Raw genomic sequence first — 19,916 nt, 5'->3', positions numbered from 1 at the left:
TTCCGGGCCCGGCGTTTTTCATGTATAGCGTTCATCGCACCGTTCCAAGGAGTCGTTCCGATGGTCAAGCCTTCCCGCGCCCGGATGCGCAGCGCGCTGCTGGGCAGCCTGATTGCCCTGCTGCCGGCACTGCCGGCGCTGGCCGCCGATCCCACGCCGGCCACCGAAGCACCCGGCCCGCAGCTACGCACCGGCAGCCTGATGCTGATTCCCGCGCCAGCCACCGTGCAGCGCGGCCAGGGCAGCGGCATCACCGTACGCGCCGATACCGCGCTGCACGCCGAAGGCGAAGCCGCGCAGCGCGTCGCCACCCAGTTCACCGACCTGCTGGCGCGCAGTGGCGGTCCGCGCCTTACGCCGGCCAAGGGCAAGACGGCAGCCGCCCCGGGCGGCATCCGCTTCCAGATCGTGCCCACCTTCCGTGACAGCGGCGAGAGCTACACGCTGGAAAGCACCGCGCAGGGCGTGGTGATCCAGGCCGGCAACGAAACCGGCCTGTTCTACGGCGCAACCACGCTTGCCCAGCTGGCCACGGGCGGAAGCAACGGCGTGCTTCCCGCAGTGCAGATCCAGGACGCGCCGCGCTTCAGCTGGCGCGGTTTCATGCTCGACTCGGCACGGCATTTCCAGAGCCTGGACGAGATCAAGCGCGTGCTCGATGCGATGGCCGCGCACAAGCTCAATACCTTCCACTGGCACCTGACCGATGACCAGGGCTGGCGCATGGAGATCAAGCGCTACCCCAAGCTGACCGAGGTGGGAAGCTGCCGCCTGCCGGCGGGTGATGGCGGCGTCGATCCGGCCAATGGCCAGGAGCATCCGTACTGCGGCTTCTACACGCAGGAGCAGATCCGCGAAGTGATCGCCTATGCCGCCAAGCTGCATATCCAGGTGATTCCGGAAATCGACGTGCCCGGCCATGCCACCGCCGCGATTGCCGCGTACCCGGAACTGGGTTCGATCGACACCCCGCTGAAGCCGATCAGTGAATGGGGCGTGTTCCCGAACCTGTTCAACGTGGAAGACAGCACCGTCACCTTCCTCGAGAACGTGCTGGAAGAAGTGATCGCGCTGTTCCCGGCCAGGTACGTGCACGTCGGTGGCGACGAGGCGGTGAAGGACCAGTGGGAAGCGTCGAAGCAGGTGCAGCAACGCATGCGTGCGCTGGGCATCAAGAATGAAATGGCCATGCAAAGCCACATCATCAAGCGCCTGGAGACCTTCCTGGAGAAGCACGACCGGCGCCTGATCGGGTGGGACGAAATCCTCGAAGGCGGCCTGCCACCGCAGGCCACGGTGATGTCGTGGCAGGGCACCGAAGGTGGCCTGGCCGCGGCCAGTGCTGGCCATGACGTGGTCATGTCGCCGGTGGGCTACCTCTATCTGGATTACCTGCAGACGGCCTCGCCGAACGAACCGCCGGGCCGCCCGGCCCAGGTCAACCTCGGCAAGCTGTACAACTACGAGCCGGTGCCGGCCGAGCTGGCGGCCGACAAGCGCCAGCACATTCTCGGTCTGCAGGCCAACATGTTCACCGAGCACACGCGCACCTACGCACGCCTGCAGCACAACCTGTTCCCGCGCCTGGCGGCAGTGGCCGAGACCGGCTGGAGCACGCCGGAACATCGCGACTTCCGCGATTTCCTCGCGCGCCTGCCCGCGCAGCTGCAGCGCTACCGCGCCTGGGGCCTGGCCTACGCGCAGACCCCGTTCGAAGTGGGCGTGGACTACACCAACAACCGCGCCGCCAACACGGTGACCGTGTCGCTGGCCAATCCGCTGGGCTATGAAGTGCGCTACAGCACCGATGGCCAGCCGGTGACGGCGCAGTCGCCGCTGTACCAGCAGCCGCTAACCGCGCAGCTGCCCGCTACCGTGCAGGCCGCCGCGTTCTACCAGGGCCAGATGCTGGCGGCGAAGCCGACGGTCGCGGCGTTCAGCGCACAATCGCTGCTCAGCCGCCGCAGCGATGAGCTGCTCAGCTGCGTGGGCAAGAAGGGGCTGGTGCTGCGCCTGGAGGACGATGGCCCGCGCGAAGGAAACCGCGCGGTGTTCAACGTGGATATCTTCCAGCCCTGCTGGCGCTGGCCGCAGGCGCAGCTGGACGGCGTCGGCAGCGTGGAAGTCCGTGCCGGGCGCATCCCCTATTACTTCCAGCTGGCCCACGACGAGCCGAAGCGTCGCTTCGAAAAAGCGAGGCGCGCGCATGGCGAGATGCAGGTGCGTCGCGGAGATTGCAGCGGCAAGGTGCTGGCCGAAGTACCGCTGCCGGCCACGCCCGATGCCGATGGCTTCGTGACGCTGCGTGCGGCGCTGCCGAAGGGGACGCAGGGCACCGGTGACCTGTGCATCAACTTCACCGGCGACACGCGCCCGGCGATGTGGGTGCTGGATGAGGTCACGCTCAGGTAGGTGCCAACCTTGGTTGGCGCTTTGCGGCCGGATCCACGCATGGCGTGGATCTACTGTAGAGCCGAGCCCATGCTCGGCTGCTTTTCAACCGGAAAGCCGAGCATGGGCCCGGCTCTACAGGAACCTCACCCTCGCCAGCGCAGCAGCAGGTCGCGCAGCGGGGTCAGGGCCGTGACCATGCCGACCAGCACGCCCACCGTGTTGGCGATGGCGTCCATCGGGTCGGTCATGCGGTTGCTGGTCAGTGCGCCCTGGGCGACCTCGATGCCGATGCCCATCAACACCAGGGCCACGCCCACCCACAGCAGCGGCCTGCCGCGGCGGAACAGCTGCACGGCGCTGCCGGCCAGGATGAAGTAGGCGACGAAGTGCTCGCCCTTGTCGCTGTTTTCCGGCAACGGAATCGGCGGTGGCGGGATCAGGCAGACCACAATCACCAGCAGCACGGCCAAACCCCACAGCACGGCCCACAACCGCGGCCGCCGCAGCGGCTTGATCACCGGCAACACCTCGCTCACAGGCGCCAGCTCAGGTCACCCAGTTCGAAGGCCGGTTCGAAATCGACGCCACGCTGCAGGCCGATGGCCTGGAAGCGCTCGCCCATCTCGGTCGGCAGGGTCAGCTTCTTTACCTGGTCGCGCAGCTGGATGCGGCCGACCTCGTCGGTGCGTTCCTCGGCCAGCAGCAGCACCTGGTCCAGGCCATTACCGAGCAGGAAGCTGGCCTGGCTGCAGTAGCCGGCCAGCTCGAAACCGCCGTGCATGCCGGCCTCGGCCATCGCGGTGAAATCCACCGACGCGGTGATGTCCTGCAGGCCCGGCCAGCGGTGCACGTCGTTGTGCACGTGATGGCGGTAGAACGCACGCACGGTGCCCTCGTCGCGGTCGTGCTGGTAGAACTCGCTGCGACTGTAGCCGTAGTCGACGAACAGCATCGCACCACGCTGCATGCCACCAGCCACCGCCTGCAGCCAGTACGGCAGCTGCGGCAGCACCTCGGAACGGTAGCCCTCGGCGAAAGGCTTTTCCAGGTAGCGCTCGATATGGCGCACCGCACCGTTGAGCAGGATATCGGCCGGCTGCGCACCACGGATGAAGTTGCCTTCGGCATCCAGCTCGACGGTTTCCTCATAGACCTCGCCATCGCGGATCAGGAAGCGCGGGGTCGGCAGCGCGTCGATCACCTCGTTGGCGAACACCACGCCTTCCCAGTCCTCTTCGAACGGGCGGTCGACCCAGTCCACGCGCGCGGCCAGCTCGGCCGGCAGGTTCTGCTGCAGACGCTGCTGCTGGCGCTCGCGCAGATCGGCACTGGGTTCGAGGATGGCGTAGCGCGACGGCAGCGCATCCAGCTCGGCCAGGCGCAGCAGCACGGCCTCGGCGAAGGCGCCGGTGCCGCCGCCCAGCTCCAGCATCCGCGCCTGCGCGCCGAGCTGGGCGAACACCGGTGCCAGCGCATTGGCCACGCTGCCGGCAAACAGGCTGCCGAGCTCGGGCGCGGTGGTGAAGTCACCGCTGCCACCGAACTTGCTGGCGCCGGCGCTGTAATAGCCCCAGCCCGGGGTGTACAGGCACAGCTCCATGAAGCGCGAGAAGGGCATGGCCCCGCCCTGCGCGAGGATTTCAGCACGCAGGACGGCCGCCAGCTGGTCGCTGTGGGCCAGGGCATCGGCTTCGGGCAGGGGGAAGGTGGGCTGCATGGCGTGTTCGAATGCGGTGACAATGTGCACAGGATAGCTGAGCCTTGGAGGACCCTCGATGAGCGATACCCACCCCGTGGTCCTGATCACCGGCAGCGCGCGCCGGATCGGCGCGGCCATCGCCCGCCAGTTCCACGCCTGTGGCTGGTCGGTGGTACTGCATGCCAACACCTCCAGCGCCGAACTGCAGCAGGCCGCGTTCGATTTCGACAATGTGCGGCCGGGCAGCGTGCTGGCCCTGCAGGCCGACCTGCGTGACGCCGACGCCCTGCCCGACCTGGTGGAACAGGCCGTTACCCACTTCGGCCGCCTGGACGCGCTGGTCAACAACGCCTCCAACTTCTTCCCCACCCCGCTCGGCCAGGTCACCGCCGAGGCGATGGACGCACTGTATGCAGTCAATGCACGTGCGCCGCTGCTGCTGTCACAAGCGGCGGCGCCCTACCTGCGCCGCCAGCAGGGCTGCATCGTCAACCTGACCGACCTGCACGGCACCGATCCGATGCGCGACCACATCGCCTACACCATGGCCAAGGCCGCGCTGGAGATGGCCACCCGCGCACTGGCACTGGAGCTGGCGCCGAAGGTGCGGGTCAACGCGGTGGCGCCGGGTGCGATCCTCTGGCCGGAACAGGGCAAGGACGATTTCGCCCGCGAGGCGCTGCTGGCGCGCACGCCGCTGGCGCGGATCGGCACGGTCGAGGAGATCGCCGAAGCGGTCTACTGGCTGGTGGCCGAAGCCAGCTTCGTCACCGGCCACACCTTGCGCGTGGATGGTGGGCGCACCGTCAGCTGAAATCTTGCCGGCCAGCGGCCGGCACCACCGGTAGCGCCGGGCCATGCCCGGCGAGCGCAGCGGCAACAACAACCCATCATTCCAGGTCCACCACCTCGAACGCCTCGCCAAACTGCGCGTGCGCCCGCCACAGCGTGGCCAGGTCCTGCCCGCTGACCGGGTCGATGAAGCCCGGCGCGATGTCCGCCAGCGGCTTCAGCACGAAGGCATGCTTCAGTTCCGGGCGCGGAATGCGCAGGTGGCCGGGGCCTTCCACCACCAGGTCGCCGTAGAACACCACGTCGATGTCCAGGGTCCGGTCGGAGAAGCGCGGCCCGCTGCGGTCGCGGCCGTGCGCGTCTTCCAGCGCGTGCAGCCAGTCGTCCAGTTCCTGCAGCGGCAGGTCGGTGTCGATCGCCACGGCGTTGTTGAGGAAGGCCGGGCCGTCGAAGCCGACCGCGGCAGTACGGTAGGCCGGCGACACCCGCAGCGCGCCGAAACGCTCGCGCAGGGCCGTCACCGCGGCGTGGAGGTAGCGGCGGGGCTGGACGTTGCTGCCCAGGCTCAGGAGCACGGTGGTCATGCGGTTCAGGTGACGGCACTTGGGGGGCGTGGACATGCCGTCGTCACGGCGGCCTGCCTACAATCCGGGACGCACATGATAGGGCACCGACATGACCTATTGCGTTGGAATCGAGGTGGACGAGGGCCTGGTCTTCGCTGCCGACACCCGGACCAATGCCTCGCTGGACGATGTGCGCGTGCATCGCAAGCTGCACGTGTTCGAGTATCCCGGCCAGGCAGCCTACGTGCTGATGGCGGCTGGCAACCTGGCCACCACCCAGCTGCTGGTGTCGCGCCTGGGCCGCGACGCCGCAGAGCGGCGCGTGCCCAACCTGCGCGACATGACCCACCTGTTCGAAGCCGCCGCGTATGTGGGTCAGCTGCTGGTGGACAGCCAGGTGCACAGCAGCCACAGCGAACACGGCCATGACGGGGTCAACACCCAGGCCACGCTGATCTTCGGCGGCCAGATCGCCGGCGAGCGGCCCGGGCTGTACATGATCTACCCGCTCGGCAACGCCATTGCCGCCTCGCCGGAGACGCCCTACCTGCAGATCGGTGAATCCAAGTACGGCAAGCCGATCCTGGATCGCATCCTCAGCCCGACCACGCGGCTGGAGGACGCCGCGCGCACGGCCATCGTCTCGCTGGACTCCACCATCCGGTCCAACCTGTCGGTGGGCCTGCCCATCGACCTGGCGCTGCTGCGCGACGGTGAACTGCGTATCGGTCGGCAACTGCGGCTGGGCGCGGATTCAGCGCTGTATGCCGATATCCACCAGAACTGGTCACGGCGCCTGGAACAGGCGGTGGACGCCCTGCCGCGGTTCCCCTGGGAAACCGACGAACGGTAGTGCCGGCCGCTGGCCGGCGACCGCGTTGATACCAGCACACAGGGATGCCGGCCAGCGGCCGGCGCTACCGGGGCATCAGCCCAGCGCTTCTGCCACGGCGCGGAAGACCTGCTGCATCTGCAGCGGCTTGTGCAGTACATGCACCTCCACTCCGGCCGGGAAGGCGTCGGCCGAGACCGGCACCGCAGGGTCTTCCAGCACCAGCGCCGGGCCGCGGTAACCGAGCGCGGCCATCTCGCCCAGCAGCTGGCTGGCCGGCAGCAGCTTGGAGCCGGCATCGGCAATCACCAGCGCCGGCATTGCCTCCTGCTGCATCCAGCGCAGCGCCGCCGGGCCATCGGAGGCCAACTGCAGCTGGTAGCCCTGGCTGGACAGCGCGTTGCCGAGCAGCGACAGGCGCGTGGCTTCCCCATCGACCACCAGGATCGACTGGCCGCTGCCCAAGGCCACCAGCTGTTCGATCGGCTCGCTGCCGTCGATGATCTCGTGCATCGGCAGGCGCAGTTCGAAGCAGGTGCCCTGTCCCGGCTGGCTGCTGACATGGATGCTGCCACCAGCGCCCTCAACAATGCGCTTGCAGGAGATCAGGCCCAGGCCAGTGCCATCTGCCTTGGTGGTGAAGAATGGATTGAACAGGTGCGACAGCGTGTCCGCATCCATGCCAATGCCTTCATCGGCAACGCAGATACGCATCCAGTCCACGCCATCGCGCTGGCCGGCATGGCTGGCGGTCAGGCTCAGTCGGCCGCCGTTGGGCATCGCCTGGATCGCATTGAGTGCCAGGTTCAGCATGACCTGCTGCAGTTCGGTGTAGTTGGCATCCACTACCAGGCCTTCGTCCTGCACCTGCAGTTCCAGGCGCACGGCATCGGGCACGTTGCTGCGCAACAGCAGGGCCACCGCATCGAACAGGCCCTTGATCTCGATACGCTCGCTCGGCTTGCGCGAACCGCGCACGAACGACAGCATCGATTCGGCCATCTCGTGGCCGCGGCGGCCACACTCGGCGATGACGTCGGCCAGGTGGTGCAACTGCGGATCGTCGGTACGCGCCTTCAACAGGTCCGGCATGATCAGCAGCGGCTGCAGGATGTTGCGCAGGTCATGGCTGAGGCCGGCGGCGAGCAGCGACAGGCTTTCCAGGCGCTGCGCGCGCATCAGTTCGGTCTCCACCCGTGCGCGCTCTACGGCGCTGCGGGCATCGCGGATCGCACGCGCCACCGCCGACGGCAGGCGCGCCGGCTGGTGCTTGATGATGTAATCGTTGGCGCCTTTCTGCAGCGCCGCCACCGCGTTCTCCTCACCCATGGTGCCGGAGACGAAGATGAAAGGGACTTCCGGCGCCGTCTCGCGCACGATGCGCAGCGCATCATCACCGGAAAACCCCGGCATGCTCAGGTCGGACAGCACGATGTCCGGCTGGAACGCGGCCAGTGCCTGGCGCAGCTCCGCCTCGCTCTCGACGCGCTCGAAACGAGCGTCCAGGCCCGCATCGAGCATCTGTTCGGACATCAGCTCGGCATCTTCCGGTGAGTCCTCCACCAGCAGGATGCGCAGCGCCCCCAGGGCAGGACCGGTCAGGGGCATGGGCTCACTCGAGTTCCGGTGCCTGGTTGATCAACGCCCAGAACTTGCCCAGGGTCTGCACCGCACCGAAGAACTGGTCCACGTCCACCGGCTTGACCACGTAGGCATTGACCCCCATGTCCCAGCTGCGGGCCAAATCACTTTCCTCGCGCGAGGACGACAGGATCACCACCGGCAGGCGCTTGAGTTCTTCGTGCTCGCGGATCTGCCGCAGCACTTCCAGGCCGTCCATGCGCGGCATCTTGATGTCCAGCAGCAGCACCGCCGGCAGGCCTTCCTCGCGGTTGGCGAAGGCGCCGCGGCGCAGCAGGTAGTCCATCACTTCCACGCCATCCTCGACGTGCACGATGGGATTGGCCAGACGCGCCTCTTCCAGGGCGTCGATCGCCATTTCGGCATCGGCCGGGCTGTCTTCGGCGAGAAGAATGGTGCGCAGAGTCGTCATGCAGAGGGACCTTGTTTGTCCGCGTCGGTCGCGGGGGGCAGGTAGAAGTGGAAGGTGGCGCCGACGTCCGGTTCGGCCTCGGCCCAGATACGGCCGCCATGGCGGGTGAGCACGCGACGGACGCTGGCCAGGCCGATACCGGTTCCGGGGTAGTCGCTGGCCTTGTGCAGGCGCTGGAACACACCGAACAGCTTTCCGGCATAGGCCATGTCAAAGCCTGCACCATTGTCGCTGACCGTGAACTGATGGCCGCCGTCGGGCTGGGGCTGGTAATCCACGCGGATCTTCGCCGGTTCGCGGTTGCCCGAGTACTTCACCGCGTTGCCAAGCAGGTTCAGCCAGACCTGGCGGATCATGTTCTCGTCACCCACCACGATCGGCAGCGGCGCGATGTTCCACTCCACCTGGTGCACGTGGCCGCTGGCCTCAGCCTCGGCCTGCAGATTGGAATCGAGCATGGCGCGGGTATCGGCCACCAGCGACTGCATGTCCACCGCCTGGTGCCGCATTGCCGCCCGGCCCAGCCGCGAATAGACCAGCAGGTCGTCGATCAGCGCAGCCATGCGCCGCGCCGAACTGGAGATCACTTCCAGGTAATGGCGGCTCTTGTCATCGGCCGCATCGCCGAGATGGCGCGACAGCTTGTCGGAGAATCCAGCCACGTGGCGCAGCGGCGCCCGCAGATCGTGCGAGACCGAGTAACTGAAGGCTTCCAGTTCCCTGTTGACCTCGGACACCTGTGCAACCTTGCCTTCCAGCTGGCGGTTCAGTTCCTCCACACGCAGCTGCACCGCACGCTGCACGGTGACGTCGCTGACCGTGAGCAACACCACTTCGTCATCGGTGTCCGGCAGCGGCATGCGCCGCGCGTTGAGCAGCATGTAGCGCACCAAGCCATCGGCGGTGCGCTGTTCATGCTCGAAGTCCCAGAGTTCCCGGCCGCGCAGCAGCACATCGGACAGTCGCTGGCGCATCACCGGGTCTTGCCACGCACCGTTGCCGACGTTATCCAGCACCAGGCCCTCGGCGCGCTCATCCTGCAGACCATACAGCTCGGCGAAAGCAGGATTGTGCAGCTGCACGCGCAGATCGCGGTCGAGCAGCACGATCGGCTCGCGCACCGTCTGCAGCACCGACGCTGCACGCGCGGCCGAACGCAATGACTGCCGCTCGGCGTGCAGGCGGCGGCCGATCTGCCGCTGCAGCAGCCACAGCACCAGGCCGAGCAACGCCAGCTGGACTACCAGCGAACTCCACGACACCAACTCGGTCTGCTTGCGCTGGCGGGCGGCCTGCTCGGCGCGCTGTGCCAGCAGCTTCTGCTCGCTGGCCTGCAGTTCCTCCACCAGCCCGCGGATCGGATAACGCGTGCTCAGGTCCTGCACCAGCTCGCGCTGGTCACTGTTGGGCTCTGACTTTGCCAGTTCGCGGGCAAGCGCCATGCGCCCTTCCAGCATCGACTCGATGCGGCCGATGCGGATCAGCTGCTCAGGATTGTCGCGGGTCATCCGGCCCAGTTCAGCCAGGCGACCGGGAAGTTCATTGGCTTTGGCCATGCGCTCGCGCAGGCCAGGCGCGTCCACGCCCTTGGACAGGGTCAGCGCGGCCGATTCGACATCGCGTACATCGGCCTGCAGCTGCTGCAAGGCCACGCCGACAGCCTGGGTATGATTGACCCAGGCCATCGCATCTTCGCTGTCCTGCTGCAGGTGGCGCAGTGTCAACCACGGCACCACGATGATCGCTGCGGCGGCCAGCGCCAGGGCGGGCATCCGCCAGCGGTCCCAGATGTCATCACTGAAAACCAGCGCCATAGTTCCTCATCAACACGGCCGCAAAGCATGGGCCGTACCCGGCCCCAGTGCGGCGGAACCGGCAATATAGCGCAGGCGGGTCAAAACTCTGGAGTTTCCAGCGCCGCTGGCTGAACGGCTGGTACTTCGGCGCTGTACGGCCGAGCCCACGGTCGGCTGGAACCCAACGGCAGCCGAGCACGGCTCGGCTTCACGCGGGAGTGGGCGCCCCATGCCGGGGCGCCCACTCCGCCAGGTCAGCGCTTGGCAGCAGTGCTGACCTTCAGTGCAGCGGCATCGACGCGGGTCACGCCCTTGATGCCCTTGGCAGTGGCAACCGCCTTGTCCTTCTCGGCCTGGGAGGCCACCGCGCCGCTCAGGCTGACAACGCCGTTCACGGTTTCCACCTTGATCTCCGTGCCCGGAACGTTGCTGCTGGCCAGCAGGTCGGCCTTCACCTTGGTGGTGATCCAGGTATCGGTCACAGGCTCATTGGAGTCATGGCGATCAGCATGCGTGGCCGGATGGCTGCTGGTCGGCGGGCTCTTGGCAGCGGGATCCTTGGCAAATGCAGCCGAGGAGGACAGCGCCAGGCCCAGCGTCAAGGCAGAAGCAATCAGTGTGCGGGAGGTATTGCTCATCGTGTCGTACTCCTTCGGGATGTGGTGCCAGTCTGGACAAGCCGCCGTAGAGCAGGCGTGGCGCTGCGGTCATGCCGCCGTGAATCGGACTGTTTCCTGGGGCAACGGTTCAGTTTGGCCTGCCACCACCCGTCGTATACCCTGCCCTTCCCACAGCCGGAGCTCTGCCATGCGCCCCGACCTGCAACTGGCCCTGATCGGCTACGGCCTCGCCGGCCGCGTCTTCCATGCGCCGCTGATCCAGCACACACCCGGGCTGGCGCTGCACAGCATCGTCAGTTCGCAGCGCGACACATTGCTGCGTGCGTTCAGCGACGTGCACGTGCGTGCGATGCCGCAGGACGTGTTCGACGATCCGGCCGTGGACGCGGTGGTGATTGCCACACCGAACGCGCAGCACGGGCCGCTTGCAATCGCGGCGCTGGCCGCGGGCAAGCACGTGCTGGTCGACAAGCCGTTTGCGCTGGATGTCGCTGAAGCCGAAGCGGTACTGGCTGCGGCACGCAGCGCCGGCCGCATCGCCACCGTGTTCCAGAACCGGCGCTTCGATGCGGATTTCCTCACCCTGCAGGCGCTGCTGGCCGAAGGCGCACTGGGCGATGTGGCCGAGTGCCATGCGCATTTCGACCGTTACCGGCCGCAGGTGCGCGATCGCTGGCGCGAGCAGGACGGGCCCGGTAGTGGCCTGTGGTACGACCTGGGTCCGCATCTGCTGGACCAGATGCTGGTGCTGTTCGGCTGGCCCGAGGCGATCGATGCGGATCTTGCCGTGCTGCGCCAAGGCGGCAGCGGCATCGATTACTTCCACGCCGTGCTGCACTACCCGCGGCATCGCGCGATCCTCCATTCCGGTTCATTGGTCGCGGCACAGACCCCGCACTTCAGCGTGCATGGCAGCAAGGCAAGCTGGATCAAGCACGGCCTGGACGTGCAGGAGGCGCAGCTGCGCCGCGGTGTGGCACCCGGTGCGCCAGGCTGGGGTATCGATCCGCGGCATGGTGAGCTGGTACGCTGCGATGCCGAAGACAACGTGCAGCGCACGACGGTGGACAACCTGCCTGGCGACTACCGGCGGCTGTATGCGCAGTTCGCCGCGGCGATGCACGGCGACGGCGAAGCTACGGTCAGCCCGGTGCAGGCACTGCAGTTGATGCGGCTGCTGCAGGCCGGCATGGACAGTGCGCGCGAAGGGCGGCGAATCGCGTTGGGGTGATCGGCAGGGCTGCGCCCTGCACCCGCAGAAGCGGTAGTGCCGGCCGCTGGCCGGCAACCTCAACAGCAAAAGCCGGCTATCCGTGGGATGGCGGGGTGGGTCGGGTTGCGGGGGACGCCGTAAATCCGTCCCTGGAGGCTTGGCCGCGCCATCCATGCCGCAGACACCCCCGCAACCGCCCCCACCTGGCCTTCGACAGTTTCCCGCGATCTGCCAGTAGATCCACGCCATGCGTGGATGACGTGCAAACAATCGGAAAATGCTTTTGCAGAGTCGAGCCATGCTCGACTGCCCCTGGCGCCATGGGGGTCAGCGCCCTTTCCTGCGGAAAGGGGTCCGACCCCGATTGCTTACGACTTCTTGATGGCGTGCCCACCGAACTCGTTGCGCATCGCCGACAGCAGGCGGTCGGTGAACGAGTTGGATTCGCGCGAACGCAGGCGTTCCAGCAGCGACAAGGTGATCACCGGGGCCGGCACGTCCAGCGCGATGGCTTCGGCGACGGTCCAGCGGCCTTCACCGGAATCCTCCACATACGGCGCGATGCCATCCAGCGACGGATTGCGCTTGAGTGCTTCGGTACTCAGGTCCAGCAGCCACGAACGCACCACGCTGCCGTGCCGCCAGACTTCGGCCACCTGGGCAAGGTCCAGCTCCATCTCCTGCTTGCGCTCCATCAGCGCGAAGCCTTCGGCGTAAGCCTGCATCATTCCGTACTCGATACCGTTGTGCACCATTTTGGTGAAGTGGCCAGCGCCGGATGGACCGACACGTGCCCAGCCGCGATCTTCAGCCGGTGCCAGCGTACGCAGCAGCGGCGCGATCTGCTCCACCACCGGCGCTTCGCCACCGACCATCAGGCTGTAGCCTTCCTGCAGGCCCCACACGCCTCCGCTGGTGCCGCAGTCGACGTAGCCCAGGCCGTCCTCGGCCAGCGCCTTGGCGCGGCGGATCGAGTCCTGGTAGTTGGAGTTGCCGCCATCGATGACGATGTCACCCTCGGCCAGGTGCGGGGTCAGCTGGCCCAGCGTCTGGTCGACGGTTTCGCCGGCCGGTACCATCAGCCACACCACGCGCGGCACCGGCAGCGCGGCCACCGCGGCGGCCAGCGAATCAACCACCTCCAGGCCGGCCTCGGCGGCGCGCTGGCGGGCGCCTTCGCCCGGGTCGTAGCCGACCACGCGGTGGCCGCCGCGATGCAGGCGCTGGGCCATGTTGGCGCCCATGCGGCCGAGGCCGATCATTGCAATATCCATTGTTTCACCTTCAGTTGGGGTCTAGGGTCAGGCTGCCTGGCCTGCCGGTAGCCGCGCAGTGGCGCAGCTGCGCCTCGCGCCAACGCCGGTAGAGCGTGGTATGCAGATTGTGCACCGCCAGGTCGATCGAAAAGGGGGTTCGCGGGTTGCGGTCAAGCAGGCGGGCGATGTGGTAGCCGATGGGACGTATACCGCGCGGATGCACATAGATCACGAACTGCTGGTAGAACGGATCGTCCAGCAGGCGGTCCATGCGTGCCAGCGTGGCGTGGTAGCGCGGCGCAAGCGCCGCGCGCACCTCAGGGTCGCGCTCGAACAGCAGGCGTTCGAAGTAGCGCTGGCCGGTGCGCGGGATATCCTGCGCGAGTTTCCATAGTTCGACGTTGCGCTGGTCGTACCAGGCCAGGCCGCCATGCGTGGCCAGCGCCCGCGCAGCGTCCTCGCCCACGTCGACCACCACGAAGTTCTCGGCCTGGTTGCTCAGGTCGTCCAGCGTGGCCTTGTCGTATGCATGCTCGATGAAACCAGGCACACCGACGAACGCCTGGCGCCCCATCGCCGAGGTACGCACTGCCTTGCCATCGGCGAAGAAATCGCCGGCATGCGCGCCAAGCAGGATGCTGTCGGTCCCATGCAGGGCGAGAAAGGTGCCGATCGACAGCTCATCCGCAGAGAACTCCGTATCGAAGGCAGCATCGCCATACAGCTCGCGCTGGGTGGCCAGCTGCGCGACCTGGCGGCCGACACCGCATTCGGCACGCACGGCACCGTTGTAGAACGCCTGCAGCGCCTTGCTGTTGCCCGCGCTGGGAACGAAACCGCGGCCAAGACTGTGCGTACGCTGCCAGCCTTGAGCGCGCGGGCCCTGCAGGCCGAAACCGATCCAGCCCATCTGCAGGCCGGAGAAGCGGAAGCGGGTGTTGGCCTGCAAGGCCGAGGCGGCGCGTTGCGTGGCCGCCCCCAGCTGAAACGCATAGGCGCAGATCGTGGCCGGATCGTCCAGCAACTGCTGCAGCAGCGCCTGGCGTGCAGCAGCGGACATGTGCGCCGGCCAGCGCACGTGCAGATCGCCTGCTGCCTGCGCCTCGGCCAGCGACGCACGGGTGCACACCGCGCCACCATGCACCTGCGGCTCCTTCAGCGCAGCCTCGTCGAAGCGCCAGCCCAGCCGCAGCAGCAGCCCCTGGGCGCAGTCGCCGGCTGTGGCCGCCACGCCCATCACAGGCGCGAGCAACAGGGCCGCGCCCATCAGCCAGCCGTGCACGTTCACCCTTGGTCCGTGCGGACCGGCGCGGGCTCAGGAACTGCTGCGGGTGGTGGCGGCGGTGGCGTGCCCGCAGCCTGTGGCAGGTACTGCTGCAGGCGCTGGAAGAAACGGCGATAGAAATCGGCGTCGGTAACCGTGCTGCTCGCCACTTTCACCAGCGAATCGTCATTGCTGCCGAACGGCAGTGATACCGAGCCCAGTGCACCGACGCCGACACTGGCGGACGTCGGGCTCTTCTTCAACGCATAACGGTCCTGCACGGCGCTTACGAACACCAACGCCTGATCGCCCCGGGGCGCACAGGAGATGCGCAGCACCAGCTGCTCATGGTCGTCTTCGCGCGGCTGGAAGTTCTTGTTGCCTTCCACCTGTGCGTCATCGGCACGGGCGATGGCGTACCCCTGGCTGAGCAGGGTGCGCCGCGCCGCTTCACAGGCATCGCCGGGGCGACCATCGACGGTACGCGAGAACGTGTCGCCGGAATCGAAGGATTCGCGCAGCAGCGTGCTGTCGGCGGCACGGCCACCACAGGCCGACAGGATCAGGGCGCTGCCAAGCGCCACAACAGCACTGGAAACGAGGGAGGACCGCATGGGTGCTCCTGCGAGGACGGTACCGGCAAGGGTAGCCCCGTTGCTGTGTGCGGCAGGTCGAAAGCACCCGCGTCAGGCGGCCCCGTTTGCAGCCGGTTCATGCACGAAAAAAGCAGAAGGCCGGCAATGCCGGCCCTCGGGTATCACATACCGTGTCCGGCTCAGTCCGCCCAGCGACCGGCGCCGGTCGACTGCGGCAGCACCTGTGCCGACAGCGGGCGGTCGTTGGCCAGCAGGTTCACCGCATCGGCCAGGATGGACGCCGACTCGCGCAGCAGCGGGTCCGGGCGCTTCTCGGCCGCCTTCTCGCGCGCGGCGTCCTTGACGATGTCGCGCTCGTTGCCCGTCAGGCCGTCATCGCTGCTGTCATCGGCCAGCGGGTCCAGGGCCAAGCCCAGCTCCTTGCGCTGCAGCTGGCGTTCCTTGCGCTGGGCATCCTGGCGCTCACGCTCGGCGCGGCGCGTGGCTTCGTTGAGCGAGATGTACTTCTTGGCCGCCTCGGTGCGGAACTGTTCCACGTCCTCGTTCCACCACTGGAACTCCTTGTCGGTGGCGATGCGTGCGTCGTGGCGGGTTTCCAGCTTCGGCAGCAGCGGCGCGAAGTTGCCGTATTGGGTGTGCGGCACGGCGGCGATGCGGGTCCACGGCAGGGCGTTGTCGTAGGTGCTCTCGCCGAACTCGGTGGCGTCGACACTGGCCGGGAAGGCCAGGTCGGGCACCACGCCCTTGTGCTGGGTGCTGCTGCCGCTGATGCGGAAGAACTGGGCGATGGTCAGCTTGACCTGGCCAAAGCGCTGGGTCTCGCCGCTCGGCCAACGGTCGAGGTCGACGATGTTCTGAACGGTGCCCTTGCCGAAGCTGGTTTCACCGATCACCAGGCCACGACCGTAGTCCTGGATGGCACCAGCAAAAATTTCCGAGGCCGAGGCCGAACCGCGGTTGATCAGCACCGCCAGCGGGCCATCCCACGCCACGCCCTGGTTGCGGTCGCTGTTGACGGTGACGCGGCCACCAGACTCGCGCACCTGCACCACCGGGCCCTGCTCGATGAACAGGCCGGTCAGTTCGATGGCTTCATCCAGCGAACCGCCGCCGTTGTTGCGCAGGTCCAGCACCACGCCGTCCAGCTTGTCGTTCTTGAAGCCGGCCAGCAGCTTGGCCACGTCGCGGGTGGCCGAGGCGTAGTCGGCCGCATTGCGGCGACGGCCTTCGAAGTCCTGGTAGAAGGTCGGCAGCTTGATCACGCCGATCCTGCGTGCCGGCTCGCCATTGGCGGCCGGGATGGTCATGGTCTCTCCCTTCGCGGCCTGTTCGGCCAGGCGCACCTTCTGGCGGGTCAGCACCAGGGTGTGGTGCTTGCCGTCGGCACCCTCGGCGGCCGGAATGAATTCCAGCTTCACCTGGGTATCCTTGGCACCGCGGATCTTGGCCACGACGTCGTCGATGCGCCAGCCGATCACGTCCTCGACCAGGCCGGACTTGCCCTGGCCGACGCCGACGATGCGGTCACCCGGCTTCAGCGTGCCATCCACTGCAGCCGGGCCACCGGCGATGATCTCGCGGATCACCACCATGTCGTCCTGCCGCTGCAGCTGCGCACCGATGCCTTCCAGCGAAAGCGACATCGCCTGGTTGAAGTTCTCGGCGGTGCGCGGGGTGAAGTAGTCGGTGTGCGGATCGACAGCGCTGGTGTAGGCGTTCATGAAGAACTGGAAGACATCCTCGCCCTTCAGCTCGTTGACCGACTTTTCAAGCGTGGCATAGCGCTTGTCCAGCGTCTTGCGGATGTCATCGGGCTTCTTGCCGGCCAGCTTAAGGCGCAGCCAGTCATTCTTCACCGACTTGCGCCACAGCTCATCCAGCTCGGCGCTGCTGGCGGCCCACGGCACCTTCTTGCGGTCGTACTCGAAGCGCTCGTCGGTGGTGAAGTCCGGTTCCTGCTTGAGCAGCTTGCGCGCGTAGGCCACGCGCTCGCCGACGCGCTGCTTGTAGACCGCAAACACCTGGAATGCCGGCTCCAGCTCGCCGCCGCGAATGGCGGAGGAAATGTTGGCTTCGAACGGCGCAAAGCGCGCCACGTCGGCCTGGGTGAAGTACTGCTTGCCGCCGTCAAGCGTCTCCAGGTAGCGCTTGAACACGTCCTTGGACGTGGCCTCGTCCAGCGCGCGCGGGCGGTAGGCATAACGGCTGTCGGACAGCAGGCCGTACACCAGCTTGGAGGTGGTCACCTGATCGGCGGTTACCGCAGCGGGCAATGCCGGCGAGTCGGCCTTGGCCGCCAGCGCCAGCGGCGCCACCAGCGCCAGGGCCATCAGGAATGCGGGGGCTTTGAATTTCATTGACGTGCTCGAAGGCGCCTTGCCAAGGGGGAGACTGCGGGGTGTTAAGACACCACGACAGTGCCGAAAGTTGCCGGGTTTGTCACCCGGCCGCGCTCGGTGGAAAACCAGCCTAGCCGGGCCGGTGTAGCAAATTGTGAATGCATGTAGAGCCGAGCCCATGCTCGGCTGGCCGGCAGCAAGCAGCCGAGCATGGGCTCGGCTCCACGGCAGGCAGAGGTGTGCGGACCAAGGGTCCGCGCCCACAGGAGAAGTAGCTCCCACCCACCGGCAGGGTGTCAGGAAATGCCGGCGCCCTTGGCCTGGACGTCGGCGTGGTACGACGAGCGCACCATCGGGCCGGAGGCCACGTGGCTGAATCCCAGCTCGTAGCCGTAGTCCTCCAGCGCCTTGTAGTCCTCGGGAGTCCAGTACTTCAGTACCGGGTGGTGATGCGCGGTCGGCTGCAGGTACTGGCCGATGGTGATCATGTCCACATCGTGCGCGCGCAGGTCGCGCATGGTGGCCTTGATCTGTTCGAAGTCTTCGCCCAGACCCAGCATGATGCCGCTCTTGGTCGGCACGCCCGGGTGCTGCGCCTTGAAGTTCTTCAGCAGGTTCAGCGACCACTGGTAGTCCGCACCCGGGCGCACATTGCGGTACAGGTCCGGTACGGTTTCGATGTTGTGGTTGAACACATCCGGCGGGTTCTGCGCCAGGATCTCCAGCGCGCGCTCCATGCGGCCCTTGCCACGGAAGTCCGGCGTCAGCACTTCGATGCGGGTACCCGGCGACTTTTCGCGGATGGCGGTGATGCAGTCGACGAAGTGCTGGGCACCGCCGTCACGCAGGTCATCGCGGTCGACGCTGGTCACCACCACGTACTTCAGGCCCATGTCGGCCACGGTCTGGCCGAGGCTGGCCGGTTCGTTGGCATCCGGCGGCTTCGGGCGGCCATGGGCCACGTCGCAGAACGAGCAGCGGCGGGTGCAGACCTCGCCGAGGATCATGAAGGTGGCGGTGCCATGGCCGAAGCATTCGTGGATGTTCGGGCAGCTGGCTTCCTCGCATACGGTCACCAGGCGGTTTTCGCGCAGCTTGGCCTTCAGGTTCTGCACGGCATTTCCCGAGGGAATGCGCACGCGGATCCATGACGGCTTGCGCAGCACCGGCGCGTCGGCGAACTGCACCGGCGAGCGGTTGATCTTGTCACCGCCCAGCTGCTTGACCCCGGCCTGCAACGGCGCGGCGGATGGGGAGTCGCCCTGCACGATCTGCAGGGGAATGGAACGGGCGGTGGTTTCAGTCATGGCAGTTCCGGGAGCGGTCAGGCGGCCGCAGAAAGATCGGGCAGTTCGTGCGTGGGCTGGAGCAGCAGGCCGAACTGGCGGGCCAGGTGCTCCAGCAGTACCGGCTTGACGGCCTCCATGCCGGAGGGCCCGCCCAAGTCTACTACCGAGGTCACCTGCAACCCCTGATAGCCACAGGGATTGATGCGGTGGAAGGGTTCCAGGTCCATGGCCACGTTGAAGGCCAGTCCATGGAAGGTGCAGCCGCGCCGCACACGGATGCCGAGCGCAGCGATCTTGGCACCACCGACGTAGACGCCCGGGGCGCCCTCGCGGCGTTCGGCACCGATGTTCCACTCGGCCAGCGTATCGATGAGGGCCTGCTCGATGCGGCACACGTAGTCGCGGACCCCGATCCCCAGCCGCGGCAGGCGCAGCAGCGGATAGACCACGATCTGGCCGGGACCGTGGTAGGTCACCTGGCCACCTCGGTCCACGTGCAGCACCGGGATCTCACCCGGTGCCAGCACGTGCTCGTCCTTGCCGGCCTGGCCCAGGGTGAACACCGGGTCGTGCTCGACCACCCACAGCTCGTCGGCATCGTTGTCGCTGCGCTGGTCGGTGAAGCGCTGCATGGCGCGCCATACCGGCTCGTAGGCCTGGCGGCCGAGGTCACGGACCACCGCCGGACGCGGCGCGCGGTGTTCCGGGGCGGCTTCGGCCGGGCAGCTGTCGGCTACAGCGTCCACTTCACTTCCGGGTGGTCGCGCAGCGCCTGGTGCGCCAGGTCGTACTGCTCGCGGCTTTCGGCCTTGAACACGATGCGGACGGAGACGTACTTGCCGTTGGAGGAGTGCTTCCAGCTGATGCGTTCGTTGACCACATCGATGCCGGCAGCCAGCAGCAGGCGGGGGAGCTCATGTTCCAGGCCGCGGTTGGCCGGGCCCATGGCGCTGAGCTCGAACTGGCCGGGGAACTGGAAGCCGTGGTCGGGGTTGTCGGACTTGATTTCCATGGAGCCATTATCGGGCCGCAGGGCAACAAACCCAAGAGTATTCATCAACGTCAAACGGCGCACTGGTGAGTCGCTGCGTTGCAGCTGAACAGACGTTCAGCATTGGTCATTGCCCCGAAGCCCGCTACAGGAGGGTTCAGGATTGTCCTCACGAGACAATGTCGTTTTCGGAACAGACAAGTGATTCGAACGCGC

Annotated in this window: 18 protein-coding genes; 4 read left to right on the top strand and 14 right to left on the bottom strand. The window is 67.0% G+C overall.

Translation table 11 applies throughout. The annotated features are described in order from the left end of the window. Nucleotides 1-60 precede the first annotated feature (60 nt). A complete protein-coding gene (locus R5H29_RS18970) occupies nucleotides 61-2,412 on the top strand; it encodes a family 20 glycosylhydrolase (RefSeq protein ID WP_332329615.1) in 2,352 nt (783 codons plus the stop codon). Between the two features lie 125 nt (nucleotides 2,413-2,537). Here R5H29_RS18970 and R5H29_RS18965 read toward each other — a convergent pair whose 3' ends face one another. Next, nucleotides 2,538-2,930 carry a VanZ family protein gene (locus R5H29_RS18965; protein WP_332329614.1) on the bottom strand — a complete coding sequence of 131 codons (393 nt, stop codon included), beginning with the start codon at nucleotides 2,928-2,930 and terminating at the stop codon, nucleotides 2,538-2,540. Then, complete coding sequence (locus tag R5H29_RS18960; RefSeq protein ID WP_332329613.1) at nucleotides 2,927-4,111, bottom strand: SAM-dependent methyltransferase; 1,185 nt, start codon at nucleotides 4,109-4,111, stop codon at nucleotides 2,927-2,929. The genes R5H29_RS18965 and R5H29_RS18960 overlap by 4 nt, the downstream gene beginning before the upstream one ends. A gap of 58 nt (nucleotides 4,112-4,169) precedes the next feature. Here R5H29_RS18960 and R5H29_RS18955 point away from each other — a divergent pair, with 58 nt between their 5' ends. Next, nucleotides 4,170-4,907, top strand: coding sequence for a pteridine reductase (locus R5H29_RS18955; protein ID WP_019660663.1), 738 nt, complete (start codon nucleotides 4,170-4,172; stop codon nucleotides 4,905-4,907). A 76-nt stretch (nucleotides 4,908-4,983) separates the two neighbouring features. Here the strand turns inward: R5H29_RS18955 and folK are convergent, their stop codons facing one another. Further along, nucleotides 4,984-5,469: a 2-amino-4-hydroxy-6-hydroxymethyldihydropteridine diphosphokinase gene (gene folK / locus R5H29_RS18950; protein ID WP_134731692.1), complete on the bottom strand. Its 486-nt coding sequence runs from the start codon at nucleotides 5,467-5,469 to the stop codon at nucleotides 4,984-4,986. A 91-nt stretch (nucleotides 5,470-5,560) separates the two neighbouring features. Here folK and R5H29_RS18945 point away from each other — a divergent pair, with 91 nt between their 5' ends. Further along, on the top strand, nucleotides 5,561-6,304 hold the full coding sequence (locus tag R5H29_RS18945; protein WP_019660665.1) for a proteasome-type protease: 744 nt from the start codon (nucleotides 5,561-5,563) through the stop codon (nucleotides 6,302-6,304). 75 nt (nucleotides 6,305-6,379) lie between these two features. Here R5H29_RS18945 and R5H29_RS18940 read toward each other — a convergent pair whose 3' ends face one another. From R5H29_RS18940 to R5H29_RS18925, 4 genes are all read right to left on the bottom strand, one after another. Next, nucleotides 6,380-7,891: an ATP-binding protein gene (locus tag R5H29_RS18940; protein ID WP_019660666.1), complete on the bottom strand. Its 1,512-nt coding sequence runs from the start codon at nucleotides 7,889-7,891 to the stop codon at nucleotides 6,380-6,382. Between the two features lie 4 nt (nucleotides 7,892-7,895). After that, complete coding sequence (locus tag R5H29_RS18935) at nucleotides 7,896-8,336, bottom strand: response regulator (protein ID WP_005411057.1); 441 nt, start codon at nucleotides 8,334-8,336, stop codon at nucleotides 7,896-7,898. After that, nucleotides 8,333-10,150, bottom strand: coding sequence for an ATP-binding protein (locus R5H29_RS18930; RefSeq protein ID WP_019660667.1), 1,818 nt, complete (start codon nucleotides 10,148-10,150; stop codon nucleotides 8,333-8,335). The genes R5H29_RS18935 and R5H29_RS18930 overlap by 4 nt, the downstream gene beginning before the upstream one ends. 236 nt (nucleotides 10,151-10,386) lie before the next feature. Further along, nucleotides 10,387-10,770, bottom strand: coding sequence for a BON domain-containing protein (locus R5H29_RS18925; RefSeq protein ID WP_019660668.1), 384 nt, complete (start codon nucleotides 10,768-10,770; stop codon nucleotides 10,387-10,389). Nucleotides 10,771-10,939: 169 nt separating this feature from the next. Here R5H29_RS18925 and R5H29_RS18920 point away from each other — a divergent pair, with 169 nt between their 5' ends. Continuing rightward, nucleotides 10,940-11,983: an oxidoreductase gene (locus tag R5H29_RS18920; protein WP_111098687.1), complete on the top strand. Its 1,044-nt coding sequence runs from the start codon at nucleotides 10,940-10,942 to the stop codon at nucleotides 11,981-11,983. A gap of 350 nt (nucleotides 11,984-12,333) precedes the next feature. Here R5H29_RS18920 and gnd read toward each other — a convergent pair whose 3' ends face one another. From gnd to R5H29_RS18885, 7 genes are all read right to left on the bottom strand, one after another. Then, a complete protein-coding gene (gene gnd / locus R5H29_RS18915; protein ID WP_111098686.1) occupies nucleotides 12,334-13,239 on the bottom strand; it encodes a phosphogluconate dehydrogenase (NAD(+)-dependent, decarboxylating) in 906 nt (301 codons plus the stop codon). A gap of 10 nt (nucleotides 13,240-13,249) precedes the next feature. Beyond that, nucleotides 13,250-14,488, bottom strand: coding sequence for a hypothetical protein (locus R5H29_RS18910; RefSeq protein ID WP_332329631.1), 1,239 nt, complete (start codon nucleotides 14,486-14,488; stop codon nucleotides 13,250-13,252). Nucleotides 14,489-14,505: 17 nt separating this feature from the next. After that, nucleotides 14,506-15,099: a DUF2242 domain-containing protein gene (locus tag R5H29_RS18905; protein WP_019660672.1), complete on the bottom strand. Its 594-nt coding sequence runs from the start codon at nucleotides 15,097-15,099 to the stop codon at nucleotides 14,506-14,508. A 161-nt stretch (nucleotides 15,100-15,260) separates the two neighbouring features. Further along, a complete protein-coding gene (locus R5H29_RS18900) occupies nucleotides 15,261-17,438 on the bottom strand; it encodes a carboxy terminal-processing peptidase (protein WP_019660673.1) in 2,178 nt (725 codons plus the stop codon). A 278-nt stretch (nucleotides 17,439-17,716) separates the two neighbouring features. Then, nucleotides 17,717-18,727, bottom strand: a complete 1,011-nt coding sequence (lipA, locus tag R5H29_RS18895) for a lipoyl synthase (protein WP_019660674.1) — start codon at nucleotides 18,725-18,727, stop codon at nucleotides 17,717-17,719. A 17-nt stretch (nucleotides 18,728-18,744) separates the two neighbouring features. Continuing rightward, nucleotides 18,745-19,455 carry a lipoyl(octanoyl) transferase LipB gene (gene lipB / locus R5H29_RS18890; protein ID WP_019660675.1) on the bottom strand — a complete coding sequence of 237 codons (711 nt, stop codon included), beginning with the start codon at nucleotides 19,453-19,455 and terminating at the stop codon, nucleotides 18,745-18,747. After that, nucleotides 19,443-19,721, bottom strand: a complete 279-nt coding sequence (locus R5H29_RS18885) for a YbeD family protein (RefSeq protein WP_005411067.1) — start codon at nucleotides 19,719-19,721, stop codon at nucleotides 19,443-19,445. The genes lipB and R5H29_RS18885 overlap by 13 nt, the downstream gene beginning before the upstream one ends. Nucleotides 19,722-19,916 lie beyond the last annotated feature (195 nt).

Origin of the sequence: Stenotrophomonas sp. A3_2 (assembly GCF_036624925.1) — a bacterium.
GTDB classification, from domain to species: domain Bacteria; phylum Pseudomonadota; class Gammaproteobacteria; order Xanthomonadales; family Xanthomonadaceae; genus Stenotrophomonas; species Stenotrophomonas hibiscicola.
The sequence above is the reverse complement of the archived record's forward strand: the minus strand, read 5'-3'. Positions and strand labels throughout refer to the sequence as shown.

Excerpts from the sequence above, each read along its gene's own strand:
- R5H29_RS18925 (WP_019660668.1), bottom strand. The coding sequence starts at position 10,770 with ATGAGCAATACCTCCCGCACACTGATTGCTTCTGCCTTGACGCTGGGC.
- R5H29_RS18945 (WP_019660665.1), top strand. The coding sequence starts at position 5,561 with ATGACCTATTGCGTTGGAATCGAGGTGGACGAGGGCCTGGTCTTCGCT.
- lipA (WP_019660674.1), bottom strand. The coding sequence starts at position 18,727 with ATGACTGAAACCACCGCCCGTTCCATTCCCCTGCAGATCGTGCAGGGC.
- R5H29_RS18960 (WP_332329613.1), bottom strand. The coding sequence starts at position 4,111 with ATGCAGCCCACCTTCCCCCTGCCCGAAGCCGATGCCCTGGCCCACAGC.
- gnd (WP_111098686.1), bottom strand. The coding sequence starts at position 13,239 with ATGGATATTGCAATGATCGGCCTCGGCCGCATGGGCGCCAACATGGCC.
- folK (WP_134731692.1), bottom strand. The coding sequence starts at position 5,469 with ATGACCACCGTGCTCCTGAGCCTGGGCAGCAACGTCCAGCCCCGCCGC.
- R5H29_RS18930 (WP_019660667.1), bottom strand. The coding sequence starts at position 10,150 with ATGGCGCTGGTTTTCAGTGATGACATCTGGGACCGCTGGCGGATGCCC.
- R5H29_RS18905 (WP_019660672.1), bottom strand. The coding sequence starts at position 15,099 with ATGCGGTCCTCCCTCGTTTCCAGTGCTGTTGTGGCGCTTGGCAGCGCC.
- R5H29_RS18910 (WP_332329631.1), bottom strand. The coding sequence starts at position 14,488 with ATGGGCGCGGCCCTGTTGCTCGCGCCTGTGATGGGCGTGGCGGCCACA.
- R5H29_RS18900 (WP_019660673.1), bottom strand. The coding sequence starts at position 17,438 with ATGAAATTCAAAGCCCCCGCATTCCTGATGGCCCTGGCGCTGGTGGCG.
- R5H29_RS18940 (WP_019660666.1), bottom strand. The coding sequence starts at position 7,891 with ATGCCCCTGACCGGTCCTGCCCTGGGGGCGCTGCGCATCCTGCTGGTG.
- R5H29_RS18935 (WP_005411057.1), bottom strand. The coding sequence starts at position 8,336 with ATGACGACTCTGCGCACCATTCTTCTCGCCGAAGACAGCCCGGCCGAT.
- R5H29_RS18970 (WP_332329615.1), top strand. The coding sequence starts at position 61 with ATGGTCAAGCCTTCCCGCGCCCGGATGCGCAGCGCGCTGCTGGGCAGC.
- R5H29_RS18885 (WP_005411067.1), bottom strand. The coding sequence starts at position 19,721 with ATGGAAATCAAGTCCGACAACCCCGACCACGGCTTCCAGTTCCCCGGC.
- R5H29_RS18920 (WP_111098687.1), top strand. The coding sequence starts at position 10,940 with ATGCGCCCCGACCTGCAACTGGCCCTGATCGGCTACGGCCTCGCCGGC.
- R5H29_RS18955 (WP_019660663.1), top strand. The coding sequence starts at position 4,170 with ATGAGCGATACCCACCCCGTGGTCCTGATCACCGGCAGCGCGCGCCGG.